This window comes from Streptomyces sp. NPDC006197, assembly GCF_040613865.1.
Lineage (GTDB): Bacteria > Actinomycetota > Actinomycetes > Streptomycetales > Streptomycetaceae > Streptomyces.
Window position 1 is genome coordinate 83,311 of sequence record NZ_JBEXSZ010000006.1, and the last position, 13,345, is coordinate 96,655.

Below are 13,345 nucleotides of genomic sequence, written 5' to 3' on the forward strand. Positions count from 1 at the left end.
CCTCAGGGGTCACCGGGCCCGCCCGTTCGCATCCGCGCGTACGCGCCCGTCAGCCGTACATCCGCCGCATCGCGAAGTCGACCATCTGCTCCACGGCCTTCGCGTCGAAGACCATGCGGTGGTCGCCCTCCATGTCCAGGACGAAGCCGTAGCCGGTCGGCAGCAGGTCGATCACCTCGGCGCCGGTGATCACGAAGTACTTCGACTCCTTGCCCGCGTACCGCCGCAGCTCCTTCAGCGAGGTGAACATCGGGATGACCGGCTGCTGGGTGTTGTGCAGGGCCAGGAAGCCGGGGTTGTCGCCGCGCGGGCAGTAGACCTTCGAGGTCGCGAAGATCTGCTGGAAGTCCTCGGCGGCCAGCGTGCCGGTCGTGAAGGCGCGCACGGCGTCCGCGAGGGAGGGCGGCGAGGGCTCCGGGTACAGCGGAGGCTGCTGCTGGGCGTACCCACCGGGGACACCGCCCTGCATGCCACCCTGCATACCGCCCTGCGGCGCGTACTGCCCCTGCTGGGGCGGGGCGTACTGCTGCTGGGCACCCGGGTTCTGCTCGTAGCCGTACATGGGGGCCAGCCTATCGAGCGGCGGGCCGCGGGGAAGTCGCACGGGCGCCTCTCGCACTGTTCTTCGCACCTCACGAACTCTCTTGCTAGGTTCGCGGAAGCAATTCGTCCACCACGGGGGTGACAGATGGCGCTCGACGCCAGATGGCAGGAAATCATCGGTGAACAGCCGGCCGCGATGAGCCTCGCGGGGCTCGCCGCCCCGGACGGCGGAGGCGGCGGCGGAACCGACCTCAAGGCCGATGCGGGCCCCTGGCACAGCGCCGGAAACACCGCGGGCGAACTGAGGACCTCCACCTCGAACTCGGTCACCGACCTGGACACGGCCAACGAGGGCGTCAGCGGCTCCACCGCCGGCTTCGACTCCTCCGCCGCGCTCACCGAGATCCTCGGCACCTGGAAGACCCGCCTCACCGCCGTCCGCGACGAGTGCGGCCGGCTCGAAGGCGCCCTCAAGGCCGCCGGACGCGACTTCGGCGAGCGCGAGGAGGACACCAGGCAGAGGGTGGCCGCCGAGGGCGCCCGGCAGTCCGGCCAGTCCGGCCAGAAGAAGGAGGGCTGATCCCGCCATGCCCACCTGGCAGCAGCTGCGCGACGCGAAGCTGAACGAGTACACCGACGCCGCCGACGGCTGGGGCAAGGTCAGCTCCCGCGCCAACGCGGACAAGGACCGCGTGGACAACGGCATGTTCGCGAAGATCCACGCCACCCAGAAGGGCGAGACGGCGGACAGGGCGGGCGCCGACGTCCAGCAGCTCTCCCGCAACTACCAGTACCTGCACACGGAGTGCGGCCTGATCCGTACGGCGCTCAACGGGCTCGCCAGCGAACTCGCCGCGCCGCAGAAGAAGTTGAAGCAGGCGCTGGAGGACGCGGAGAACCTGAAGTTCACCGTGAACCCCGACGGGACGGTCACCTACCCGACCCAGTCCTTCGTCCTCGCCCCCGGCACCAACACCGCCGAGCACGGCGCACCCGTCCCGCTCGCGCCCGGAAAGGGCGAAGGCGTCGGCAGCGCGGACGCCAACAAGGGCAAGGCCGAGGACATCGCCCAGCGCATCGGCGACGCCGTCCGCGAGGCCGGCGAGATCGACAGCCGCTACGCCGCCGCCCTGCGCAGGCTCAAGGCCGGTCCGGGCCTGACGGTCAGCGACGCGGACCTCGTCGACGCCGCCGCCGACACCAAGGCGCTCCAGAGCGCGGCCGGGACGTACGCGGACGACGACAAGATCCCGCACGGCAAGTCCCCCAAGGAGAACGCCGCCTGGTGGAACGGGCTGTCCCAGGAGCAGCGTGACGAGTACGCGACGCTCTACCCGGCCTCCGTCGGCGCCCTCGACGGCCTGCCGTCCTCGGTCCGCGACGACGCCAACCGCATGGTGTTCGCGGAGACCGGGGCGCAGATCCGGACGGATCTGGCCAAGCCCGCGCCGAACCAGTACATACCGAACCCCAGCGGCTCCTACCCGGCGGTCGTCCTCAGCCCCGAGTACAAGGAGTGGCAGAAGAACCAGGAGACGCTGAAGAACCAGCTCAAGGGCGTCGAAGCGATCGAGGCCCGCTTCGCCGCCACGGGCAAGGAGGGCCTCCCCGAGGCCTATCTCCTCGGCTACGACAAGAACGGCATCGGCCGGGCGATCATCGCCAACGGCAACCCCGACACCGCCGACCACACCGCCGTCTACGTACCGGGCACGAAGACGAACCTGAGCAACGAGTTCGGCGACGACATCAACCGGATGACGGAGACGTGGCTGGAGGCCTCGAAGATGGCACCGGGCCAGAACGTCTCCACCATCACCTGGTTCGGCTACGAGGCTCCGCAGTCCCTCGCCCCCGACGCCATGCAGAAGGACTTCGCGTACGACGGCTCCCCCAAGCTGCTCCAGTTCATGGACGGCCTGGAGACCGTGCAGGGCGGCGCCGACAAGAGCCACACCACGATCATCGGGCACAGCTACGGCTCCACGGTGGTCGGCGACGCCTCCAACAAGGGCGATCTGGCGGCCGACGACATCGTGGCGGTCGGCAGCCCCGGCATGCTGACCGGCAAGGCCGAGGACCTGGACGTCGGCAAGGACCACGTCTGGTCCGAGGCGGCGACGAGCGACGTGGTGCCGGCGGCCGGCAAGGTCGCCGGGCTCGGCGGCTACACGTGGGGCGTCGAGACCTGGAACGGCGTCCCGTTCAACGCCGGGTACGTGCAGACCGTGCCCTCCGACGAACTGTTCGGCGCCCACCGGATGGACGTCGACACCAGCGGACACAGCGACTACTGGACCCGGGACTCGGAGAGTCTCAAGAACCAGTCGAAGGTCGTGGCAGGCCGGTACGACAAGGTGAACGAGGACTGATGAACTCCAGCGACCGACAGACCCCCACAGCCCCGGCGCGCCGCCGCGCACGGCGCCCGGCCGCGCTCGGCGCCCTCCTCCTCTGCCTCACCACCCTCGCGACGGGATGTTCCATGAGCGACGCCGACGACCTCGGCTACACCCCCACGACCCTCGACGTCGACGACGCCAGGACCCGGACGAAGGAGCTCTCCAGCGAGATCTTCGACATGATCGGCCTGCCCCAGGGCAAGACGACCCCGGGCGGCGCGGGTGCCTCCGTGTGCCAGGAGGACCGCGAGCACCTCTTCTCGATCCGCCACCCGTGGTCCCTCTACGACGTCTCCGAGGACGAGCTGAAGCAGGGCTTCGAGCGGCTTCACCAGGCGCTGCCGGCCAAGGGGTGGAAGATCGTCTCGTACGGCCCGAACAACAGCAAGGCCAGGACCCTCGAACTCACGGCGGACAAGGAGAACGAGCACTTCGCCGTCAACGCCGAGCTGTGGGTCGGCAGCAAGGACCCGAAGCAGAAGAACCTGATCGCCGTCACCGTCGTCTCCGGCTGCTTCCGCGCCCCGGAGGGCACCGACCTGACGAACCTGTACTGACCGGCCCGTACCGACCGGACACCGACCCGGGGCGTGCGGCTCGCGTCACAGATGCCCGGACAGGGGTTGCCGTTATTACCCGTGGGTAGCATCATCGTAGAGAACGTGAGCTACTCACGGGTAGTACGCGTACGAGGAATCCGCCTCCCCGAGCCTTTACGGAGCCGTCGCCATGGGGCACTACAAGTCGAATCTCCGCGACATCGAGTTCAACCTCTTCGAGGTCCTCGGCCGCGACAAGGTGTACGGCACCGGGCCGTTCGAGGAGATGGACGTCGAGACCGCCAAGAGCATCCTCGACGAGATCCGCCGTCTCGCCGAGAACGAGCTCGCGGAGTCCTTCGCCGACGCCGACCGCAACCCGCCGGTCTTCGACCCGGAGACCAACACCGCCCCCGTGCCGGCCTCGTTCAAGAAGTCCTACAAGGCCTTCATGGACTCCGAGTACTGGCGCCTCGGCATCCCCGAGGGCATCGGCGGCACCGTCTCCCCGCGCTCCCTCGTCTGGGCCTACGCGGAGCTGCTGCTCGGCTCGAACCCGGCCGTCTGGATGTACTCCTCCGGCCCGGCGTTCGCCGGCGTCCTCTACAACGAGGGCAACGAGGCGCAGAAGAAGATCGCGCAGATCGCGGTCGAGAAGCGCTGGGGCTCCACCATGGTCCTCACCGAGCCCGACGCCGGCTCGGACGTCGGCGCCGGCCGCACCAAGGCCGTGCAGCAGGAGGACGGCTCCTGGCACATCGAGGGCGTCAAGCGCTTCATCACCTCCGGCGAGCACGACATGGAGGAGAACATCCTCCACTACGTCCTCGCCCGCCCCGAGGGCGCCGGCCCCGGCACCAAGGGCCTGAGCCTCTTCCTCGTCCCGAAGTACGAGTTCGACTGGGAGACCGGCGAGCTGGGCGCGCGCAACGGCGTCTACGCCACCAACGTCGAGCACAAGATGGGCCTCAAGGCCTCCAACACGTGCGAGATGACCTTCGGCGACCAGCACCCCGCCAAGGGCTGGCTGATCGGCGACAAGCACGACGGCATCCGCCAGATGTTCCTCATCATCGAGTTCGCCCGCATGATGGTCGGCACGAAGGCGATCTCCACCCTCTCCACGGGCTACCTCAACGCCCTGGAGTACGCCAAGGAGCGCGTCCAGGGCACCGACCTGGCCAACTTCATGGACAAGGCCGCGCCCAAGGTCACCATCACGCACCACCCCGACGTCCGCCGCTCGCTGATGACGCAGAAGGCGTACGCCGAGGGCATGCGCTCCCTCGTCCTCTACACGGCCTCCGTGCAGGACGAGATCGCGATCAAGGAAGCGGCCGGCGAGGACGCCAAGGCGCTCCACGGCCTGAACGACCTGCTCCTGCCGATCGTGAAGGGCTACGGCTCCGAGAAGGGCTACGAGCAGCTCGCGCAGTCGCTCCAGACCTTCGGCGGCTCCGGCTTCCTCCAGGAGTACCCGATCGAGCAGTACATCCGGGACGCCAAGATCGACACCCTCTACGAGGGCACCACGGCCATCCAGGGCCAGGACTTCTTCTTCCGCAAGATCGTCCGCGACCAGGGCGCCTCCCTGAACGCGCTGTCCGAGGAGATCAAGAAGTTCCTCGCGGTCGGCACCGGCGGCGAGGAGCTGGCCGGCGCCCGCGACGCGCTCGCCAAGGCCGCCGTCGACCTGGAGGGCATCGTCGGCAAGATGATCACCGACCTCACCGCCACCGGCGAGGACGTCAAGAACATCTACAAGGTCGGCCTCAACACCACCCGCCTGCTGCTCGCCTCCGGCGACGTCGTCGTCGGCTACCTGCTCCTCAAGGGCGCGGCCGTCGCCGCCGAGAAGCTGGCCGCCGGCGCCACCGGCAAGGACGTCGCCTTCTACCAGGGCAAGATCGCGGCCGCGAAGTTCTTCGCCGCCAACGTCCTGCCCGGCGTCTCCGCCGAGCGCGCGCTGGCCGAGGCCGTCGACGGCTCGCTGATGGACCTGGACGAGGCCGCGTTCTGAGACGCGCCTCGCTCTGACCGAACGGCCCGTCCCCGGGGAGGGGGGCGGGCCGTTCTCGCTGCCCGGGGACGGGCCCCGGTCCCTTTTCCGGGGTCCCGTATTCGTATTCCGGTCCCTGCGTAAGGTGGCTCCATGAGCAGCGCAGCTTCCCGTCCCACCGCCGGCCCCTTCGACCGCGGCCACACCGACGACCTGATGGCCTTCCTGACGGCCTCCCCCTCGCCGTACCACGCGGTGGCGAGCGCCGCCTCCCGCCTGGAGAAGGCCGGCTTCCGCAAGGTCGAGGAGACCGCGGCCTGGGACGGGACGTCCGGCGGGAAGTACGTGATCCGCGGCGGCGCGATCATCGCCTGGTACGTGCCGGAGGGCGCCACCGCCCACACCCCGTACCGGATCGTCGGCGCCCACACCGACTCCCCCAACCTGCGCGTCAAGCCGCAGCCCGACATGGGCGCCCAGGGCTGGCGCCAGGTCGCCGTCGAGATCTACGGCGGGACCCTGCTCAACACCTGGCTCGACCGCGACCTCGGCCTCGCCGGCCGCCTCACCCTCCGCGACGGCAGCCACCGCCTCGTCAACGTCGACCGGCCGCTGCTGCGCGTCCCGCAGCTCGCCATCCACCTCGACCGCCAGGTCAACGACGGCCTCAAGCTCGACCGCCAGCGCCACATGCAGCCCATCTGGGGCATCGGCCAGGTCCACGAGGGCGACCTGATCTCCTTCGTCGCCGCCGAGGCCGGCGTCGACGCCGAGGACGTCAGCGGCTGGGACCTCATGGTCCACGCCGTCGACGCCCCCGCCTACCTCGGCCGCGACCGCGAGCTCCTCGCCGGCCCGCGCATGGACAACCTGATCTCCGTCCACGCCGGCGTCGCCGCGCTCGCCTCCCTCGCGGGCCGCGACGACCTCCCGTACATCCCGGTCCTCGCCGCCTTCGACCACGAGGAGAACGGCTCCGAGGCCGACACCGGCGCCCAGGGCCCCCTCCTCGGCAACGTCCTGGAGCGCTCGGTCTACGCCCGCGGCGGCTCCTACGAGGACCGGGCCCGCTCCTTCGCCGGCACGGTCTGCCTCTCCTCCGACACCGGCCACGCCGTCCACCCCAACTACGCGGAGCGCCACGACCCGACGCACCACCCGCGCGTCAACGGCGGCCCGATCCTCAAGGTGAACGTCAACCAGCGGTACGCCACCGACGGCAGCGGCCGCGCGGTCTTCGCCGCCGCCTGCGAGAAGGCGGGGGTGCCCTGGCAGTCCTTCGTCTCCAGCAACGACATGCCCTGCGGCACCACGATCGGCCCGATCACGGCCGCCCGGCACGGCATCACGACCGTCGACATCGGCGTCGCGATCCTCTCCATGCACAGCGCCCGCGAACTCTGCGGCGCGGACGACCCGTACCTCCTCGCGAACGCCCTGGTGGCGTTCCTGGAGGGCTGAGCCCCCGCCCGCGCGTCGCGCGAAACATCCGCGAAAGCCCCCGCCTGGCAGCGTCGTCCCCATGCATCGTCATGAGGGCCCCTCGCAGGGGAAGTTCGCCGTCGCACTCACCGCCGCCGCCGTGCTCGCCACGGCGGCGGCGGGCGTGTTGATCGACCGGTACGACGACCGGCCGCCGTGGGCCACGGACATCGCCTACGAGGGCGGCTACCTCCAGGCCGTACGCATCGTGAAGTGGCGCGCCCTGCGCGAGGGCGAGTGCGCGCTCATGGAGCGGCAGGGCATAGGCGGCGAGCGGGCCGTGCACGACCCGGCGGCCTGGGTGGAGGGGTGCCTGGACGGGGCCGCGGGGCACCCGTCCAGGAACCAGGGGATCGTGCGCTGACCAGGGCCTGTCCGGCCCTGATCCGCCGGACAGGCCCTAGCCGTCCATGCCCGCGAGGATCAGCGGCAGCCGGGCGGCGCCGGCGGCCGTGACCTTCACCGGGACGCCCCAGTCCTGCTGGTGGACGTGGCAGGCCGGGTACTCGTTGGCCGGGTCGTCGTCGCAGGACGCGGCCATCGCGGACACGTGCAGCACGCCCTCGCTGACCTCCGGGTTCAGGTCCAGCTCCCGGAAGAGGTCCGTCCCGGTGCCCTCGCCGCCGAGCAGCAGCTCCGGCGGGGTCGAGGAGACCAGGAGGCGGGTCGAGGGACCGTACCGCTCGTCCAGCTTCTGCCCGGTCGGCGCCTGGAAGACGACGTCGAGCCGGAGCCGGCCCGGGGCGACCTCGGTGGCCTCGCGCTGCGTGCGGTGGGCGACCGCCTCGACCTGGACGGCCTCCTCCGGCAGCCGCAGCCGGGTCAGCCGGTGCCGGGCGGACTCGACGACCACGATGTCACCGCCGACGAGGACCGCGTCGCTGGGCTCGCGCAGATCGGTGGCGAGGGTGGTGACCTCGCCGGTGGCGGGGTCGAAGCGGCGCAGGGCGTGGTTGTACGTGTCGGAGACGGCGACCGAGCCGTCGGGCAGCGCGGTCACGCCCAGCGGGTGCTGGAAGAGGGCCTGGTCGGCGGCGCCGTCGCGGTGACCGAAGTCGAAGAGCCCGGTCCCGACGGCGGTGTGCACGACTCCCTCGGTGTCGACCCAGCGCAGGGCGCTGGTCTCGGAGTCGGCGACCCACAGCCGGTCCTCGGTGGCCGCGAGCCCGGAGGGCTGCGCGAACCAGGCCTCGGCGGCGGGCCCGTCGACGAGCCCCTCGTTCGTCGTCCCGGCCGCGACCTCGACGGTCTCCGTCTCCGGGTCGTACGTCCACAACTGGTGCACACCGGCCATGGCGATCCACACCTTGCCCTGCCACCAGGCGACGTCCCACGGCGAGGAGAGGTCGACCCCGAGGGCGGGGCCGGAGGTCGGGGACCCCTGCCACCACTGCTTCCCGGTGCCGGCGACGAGCTCGATCGCCCCGCTCTCCGGGTCGTACGTGCGCAGGGCGTGGTTCACGGTGTCCGCGACGACGATCCTGCCGTCCGGCAGCGGAGCGAGCCCCTGCGGCTCCCGGAAGACGCCCTCACCGATCCGCCGCACCACGGTCTCGCCGTCCTCGGCCAGCTCGACGAGCTGGTGCCGGGTGGTGTCGGAGACCAGGAAGTGGCCGTTCGCCAGGGTGACGGCCTTCCCGGGGAACCGCAGGTCGGTCGCGACGGGCTCGGGCGCCACGTACGGCCCGTCGCCGCGCCGCAGCGTCCCCTTGGCCTCGTGCTCGGCCTCCAGCTCCTCGACGAGCGTCCGGATCGCGTTGGCGTGCCCCTCACCGGCGTGCTGGGCGACGACGTACCCCTCGGGGTCGATCACGACGAGCGTCGGCCACGCTCGCACGGCGTACTGCTTCCAGGTCGCGAGCTCCGGGTCGTCGAGCACCGGGTGGTGCACCTCGTACCGCTCGACGGCGTCGACGACGGCCTGGTGCTCGGCCTCGTGCACGAACTTCGGCGAATGCACCCCGACGATCACGAGCGTGTCGCGGTGCTTCTCCTCCAGGTCCCGCAGCTCGTCGAGGACGTGCAGGCAGTTCACACAGCAAAAGGTCCAGAAGTCGAGCAGAACGATCTTTCCTCGCAGGTCGGCGAGGGTCAGTTCTTCTCCACCCGTGTTGAGCCAGCCGCCCTTGCCGATCAGCTCGGGGGCACGGACACGGGCACGGCGGGGCGCGTGGGTGGGCGCGGAGTCGTTCATGGTTCAAGGGTGCCGTACGGGTGGAAAACGGGGGCCGGGTGGGGGGCGGGGGCGTGTCCCGGGGCGGGGACGGCCGGGGGTGGGCGGTGGCATGGGGCGCATGACGCGTGCGGGCAGATCATCGGACTATTACGGCCGTCGGGTGAGCGGTGGGCTGCTGGTGGTGGCACTGCTCGCGCTGCCCGGGGCCGCCGCGTGGGCCGGTGGGTCCGGGGACGGGGCCCTGCGGATGACCGTCACCGTGGACGGACGCTCCGACAGTGCCGAGCGGCCGCCGGCGGTACGGGTCGGGGCGCAGGTCGTGAAGCGGTACTGGTTGGAGAACCTGGGCGAGGCGCATGTGTACGGGGTACGAGTCGTCGATCCCGGCGTGCCCGACGGGGCCGTACGGTGCCCCCGGCAGCAGCTCGCCGGGCTCGGGGAGATGGAGTGCGTCGCCCGTTTCCGCGCCCTGCCCGGGGTGCGCCTCGCCACCGCGCGGGCCCGGGGGGACGTCCCCTCCCTCGACGTGCTGAGCAGCGCGACCGCCCGCTCCGGGTACGTCGGCGTCGCCGGAGGCCTCACGCTCACCGAGCGGGTCGCGGTCGGGGGCGGCCGGGCCGCCGTCACCTACACCGTGGCCAACCGGGGCAACCGGCCCCTCCACGCCGTGCGCGTCGAGGACACCGCCCTGCGGCTCGGCCCCGGCGCCGTCGACTGCGGCGGGCGCACCGGGACCGTGGCCCTGCTCCCGCCGGGCGCCTCGGCCCGCTGCACGGCCACCGTCCGGCGCCCGCCGGGCACCCACCGCAGCACCGGCCTCGCCACCGGCAGCGACCGGGTCCCGACCCTCGACGCCGGGGGCTCCCTCGTCCCCGCGCCGACGCTCACGGCACGCTCCTCCGCCGCTTTCACCGTCCCCTCGCCGCCGCAGGGTGCGGGGGGCGGTGGGGGTAGTGGAGGGAGCGGGGGGAGTGGGGGGAGTGGGGTCTCTGGGGTGGTTGGGGGGGCCGGAGCCTCTGGGGTGGCCGGGGCTCCTGGGGTGGCTGGGGCTCCTGGGGTAGCTGGGGTGGCTGGTGCTCTTGGAGGGGCTGGGACGACGGCTGGTGCTGGGGCCGCCGGGGCTGCCGGGGCTGCCGGAGCCGCCGGCACGGGAGCCGCTGCCGCCGGGGCTGCCGGAGCCGCCGGCACAGGAGCCGCCGGAGCTGCCGGTGCCGCCGGCACTGGTGCCACTGCCGCCGGTGCCGTGGGCGTGCCGGGGGCCCCGGCGGTTTCGGGGGCCGGTCCCGGGGCCGTGCCTCCGGCCGTACCGCAAACCGCTCCGCGAACCGCTCCGCCCGCCGTGCCCCCGGCCGTACCGCGAACCGCCCCGGCCCGCGTGCCGCCGGTACCCGCCCGTACCGCCGCCCCCGTCCCCGTGGGCCCGCCGGAGACGGTGCCCGGAATCGGTGACCGGCAGCGGCAGCGGGTCGAGGCCGTGCCGGACGGCGAGGGGTTCCTGGGGCGGTTGCGGCGCCGGGCGCGGGAGGCGCACGAGTTCGGGGTCGTGACGATGCTGCTGCTTCTTCTGATCCCGGCGGCCGTCGCGGCCGCCCTGCTCGGCAGCCGGGGGAAGTGACCGTGGCCCTGTTCGAGACGCTCGTCGTCGTCCTCGGCGTCGCGCTCGTCGCCGCCCTCGCCGTCTTCGCCAAGACCCGGCTCTTCCCGCTCGGCGAGGACGAGGAACCGCGCGAGGACGTCGCCGAGTACATCGCCATGATGGTCTCGGTGCTCTACGCGGTGGTGCTCGGTCTCTGCCTGGTGTCCGTCTGGGACACCCGCTCCGACGCCGCCGACAACGCCCAGGCCGAGGCGAGCGCGCTGCACCAGACGTATCTCCTCGCGGACGCGCTCCCCGCCGCCCAGCGGCAGCCGCTGCGGGACGCGGCCCGTGCGTACGCCGATCACGTCGTCGACGTCGAGTGGCCGGCGATGGCGGAGCGCGCGCCGCTGGGCCCGTCCGGCTGGCAGCTGCTCGAACGACTGCGGAAGGCGGGCGAGGTGGGGGACTCGGCCGAGGTGCCGGAGCAGATCGCGGCCCAGGAGGTCCTGGCCCAGCTCGGCTACATCGACGACGCGCGCCGGGGCCGGGAGGCGGCGGCGCAGGAGCGGCTCTCCCCCGTGCTGTGGACGGGCCTGCTGATCGGCGGCGCGCTCACGCTCGCGTTCATGTTCCTGTTCGGGATCAGGAGGAGCGTGACGCACGTGGTGATGGTGATGGGGCTCTCCGGGTTCATCGCCTTCACCGTGCTGCTGATCCATCAGCTCGACGCGCCGTTCGGGGAGATGCTGGGCGCGTCACCGGACCCGTTCACCCGGTACTTCGGGTGAGAAGCGCCCCGGACCGGGGCACACATGGGCGCGTGAAATATCTCGTACGGGACAAGATCTTCGCGATCGGCGACGACTACTGGATCGAGGACGAGCAGGGCCGCCACGCCTTCCTCGTCGACGGCAAGGCGCTGCGGCTGCGCGACACCCTGGAGCTGAAGGGCCCCGACGGGCAGGTCCTCGTCACGCTGCGGCAGAAGATGTTCAGCCTGCGGGACGCGATGACGATCGAGCGGGACGACCAGCCGCTCGCGACCGTCCGCCGCAAGCGGCTCTCCCTGCTCCGCAACCACTACCGGGTGACGCTCGTCGACGGGACCGGACTGGACGTCAGCGGCCGGATCCTGGACCGGGAGTTCACCGTCGAGTACGAGGGTGAACTCCTGGCCCACATCTCCCGGCAGTGGTTCCACGTCCGCGAGACGTACGCGGTGAACGTGGTCCGCGAGGACGCGGACGCGGCGCTGCAGATCGCGGTCGCCGTGTGCGTCATCCGGATGGCGGAGCGGGAACGGGAGGACTGACCCGCCACCCGGAGGACCGACCTGCCGCCCGAAGGGGTCACCCCGCCTTCGTCAGCGCCTGCTCCAGGTCCGCCCAGAGGTCCTCGACGTGCTCGATGCCGACCGAGAGCCGGACCGTGCCGGCGCCGATGCCGGCCGCGGCGAGCGCCGCCGCGTCGAGCTGGTGGTGGGAGGTGGACGCCGGGTGCATGACCAGGGTCTTCACGTCGCCGAGCGAGACGCTGAGGGAGGCGAGCCGTACCGCCTCGACGAAGGTGCGGCCCGCCTCCCGGCCGCCCGCGAGGTCGACCGAGACCACCCCGCCGCCGCCGGCGGGCAGCAGGCGTGCGGCGATCGCCCGGTCCGGGTGGCTCGCGAGGGCCGGGTGGCGGACGGCCCGGACCGCCGGGTGCGTTTCGAGCCGGGCGGCGAGTTCGGCGGCGCTGGCGCACTGGCGCTCCATGCGCAGGGACAGGGTCTGCATGCCGCGCAGGGTGAGCCAGGCGGCGAACGGGTCGGTGGACGCGCCCTGTTCGACGGAGTGGTGGCGGACCCTGCCGTACAGCTCGGGGTCCTTGAAGACGGCGATGCCGCCGAGGACGTCCGCGTGCCCGGCCAGGTACTTGGTGGCGGAGTGGACGACGATGTCGGCGCCGTGGTCGAGGGGGCGGCAGAGCAGCGGGGAGGCGAAGGTGTTGTCGACGGCGACGGGGACCCCGGCCTCGGCGGCGACGGCGGCGAGCGCGGGCAGGTCGGCGACGCGGGTGGTGGGGTTGGCGATGGTCTCCAGGTAGAGGAGCCGGGTCTCGGGGCGCAGGGCCGCCCGCACCTCCTCCGGGTCGGTGCCGGAGACGTACGTGACGTGGACGCCCCAGCGGGTGGCGAGGTCGGTGAGGACCGCGTACGTGCCGCCGTACAGGCAGGTCTGGGCGATGACGTGGTCGCCGCTGGAGAGCAGGCCGAGGAGGACGGCGTTGATGGCGCCCATGCCGGAGGCGAAGGACCGGGCGGCGGCTCCGCCCTCCAGGCGGGCGACGGCGTCCTCCAGGGTGCGGACGGTGGGGTTGCCGAGGCGGGAGTAGAGGAAGGCGTCCGGCGAGGTGAAGCCCTCGGCGAGGGCGTCGGCCGAGTCGAAGGCGAAGACGTGGCCCTGGTGCAGGGGCACGCCGAGGGGCCTGCTGCCCGTGATCTCGACGTGCGGCGGGTGGACGGCGAGGGTTTCGGGGCGGGGGGACGCGGGACGGGGGGACGCGGGTTCGGCGTGGGTCATGAACTCAGTCTGCGGAAAGGCCGTTTGTCTTCCCAGGTCCAATCCCGGCGGATTGGATCTGACC

At 72.1% G+C, this 13,345-nt stretch carries 12 protein-coding genes; 9 read left to right on the forward strand and 3 right to left on the reverse strand.

What is annotated here, in order from left to right:
- Window positions 1-49: 49 nt before the first annotated feature.
- Window positions 50-562 (reverse strand): SseB family protein, encoded by a 513-nt coding sequence (locus ABZ318_RS03235; protein ID WP_356900776.1) that lies wholly within the window; start codon window positions 560-562, stop codon window positions 50-52.
- A gap of 126 nt (window positions 563-688) precedes the next feature.
- Here ABZ318_RS03235 and ABZ318_RS03240 point away from each other — a divergent pair, with 126 nt between their 5' ends.
- The 6 genes from ABZ318_RS03240 (at window position 689) to ABZ318_RS03265 (ending at window position 7,329) form a co-directional block, all read left to right on the forward strand.
- Window positions 689-1,123 (forward strand): hypothetical protein, encoded by a 435-nt coding sequence (locus ABZ318_RS03240; protein ID WP_356900777.1) that lies wholly within the window; start codon window positions 689-691, stop codon window positions 1,121-1,123.
- 7 nt (window positions 1,124-1,130) lie between these two features.
- On the forward strand, window positions 1,131-2,915 hold the full coding sequence (locus ABZ318_RS03245; protein ID WP_356900778.1) for an alpha/beta hydrolase: 1,785 nt from the start codon (window positions 1,131-1,133) through the stop codon (window positions 2,913-2,915).
- Window positions 2,915-3,502 carry a hypothetical protein gene (locus tag ABZ318_RS03250; RefSeq protein WP_356900779.1) on the forward strand — a complete coding sequence of 196 codons (588 nt, stop codon included), beginning with the start codon at window positions 2,915-2,917 and terminating at the stop codon, window positions 3,500-3,502. Before ABZ318_RS03245 ends, ABZ318_RS03250 begins: the two co-directional genes overlap by 1 nt.
- A 172-nt stretch (window positions 3,503-3,674) precedes the next feature.
- Window positions 3,675-5,504, forward strand: a complete 1,830-nt coding sequence (locus ABZ318_RS03255) for an acyl-CoA dehydrogenase (RefSeq protein WP_356900780.1) — start codon at window positions 3,675-3,677, stop codon at window positions 5,502-5,504.
- 132 nt (window positions 5,505-5,636) lie between these two features.
- Window positions 5,637-6,944, forward strand: coding sequence for a M18 family aminopeptidase (locus ABZ318_RS03260; RefSeq protein ID WP_356900781.1), 1,308 nt, complete (start codon window positions 5,637-5,639; stop codon window positions 6,942-6,944).
- A 61-nt stretch (window positions 6,945-7,005) separates the two neighbouring features.
- Complete coding sequence (locus ABZ318_RS03265) at window positions 7,006-7,329, forward strand: hypothetical protein (protein WP_356900782.1); 324 nt, start codon at window positions 7,006-7,008, stop codon at window positions 7,327-7,329.
- 36 nt (window positions 7,330-7,365) lie between these two features.
- On the opposite strand, the gene ABZ318_RS03270 is transcribed toward ABZ318_RS03265, so the two are convergent.
- On the reverse strand, window positions 7,366-9,159 hold the full coding sequence (locus ABZ318_RS03270) for an NHL domain-containing thioredoxin family protein (protein WP_356900783.1): 1,794 nt from the start codon (window positions 9,157-9,159) through the stop codon (window positions 7,366-7,368).
- Between the two features lie 142 nt (window positions 9,160-9,301).
- Between ABZ318_RS03270 and ABZ318_RS03275 the strand changes: the two genes are divergently transcribed.
- Genes ABZ318_RS03275 through ABZ318_RS03285 form a run of 3 tightly spaced genes read left to right on the forward strand, consistent with a single transcriptional unit; the run spans window position 9,302 to window position 12,032 of the window.
- Window positions 9,302-10,756 carry a hypothetical protein gene (locus tag ABZ318_RS03275; RefSeq protein ID WP_356900784.1) on the forward strand — a complete coding sequence of 485 codons (1,455 nt, stop codon included), beginning with the start codon at window positions 9,302-9,304 and terminating at the stop codon, window positions 10,754-10,756.
- A 2-nt stretch (window positions 10,757-10,758) separates the two neighbouring features.
- A complete protein-coding gene (locus tag ABZ318_RS03280) occupies window positions 10,759-11,508 on the forward strand; it encodes a hypothetical protein (RefSeq protein WP_356900785.1) in 750 nt (249 codons plus the stop codon).
- Between the two features lie 32 nt (window positions 11,509-11,540).
- On the forward strand, window positions 11,541-12,032 hold the full coding sequence (locus ABZ318_RS03285) for an LURP-one-related family protein (RefSeq protein WP_356900786.1): 492 nt from the start codon (window positions 11,541-11,543) through the stop codon (window positions 12,030-12,032).
- A 37-nt stretch (window positions 12,033-12,069) separates the two neighbouring features.
- On the opposite strand, the gene ABZ318_RS03290 is transcribed toward ABZ318_RS03285, so the two are convergent.
- Window positions 12,070-13,281 carry an aminotransferase class I/II-fold pyridoxal phosphate-dependent enzyme gene (locus ABZ318_RS03290; protein ID WP_356900787.1) on the reverse strand — a complete coding sequence of 404 codons (1,212 nt, stop codon included), beginning with the start codon at window positions 13,279-13,281 and terminating at the stop codon, window positions 12,070-12,072.
- Between the last annotated feature and the right edge of the window lie 64 nt (window positions 13,282-13,345).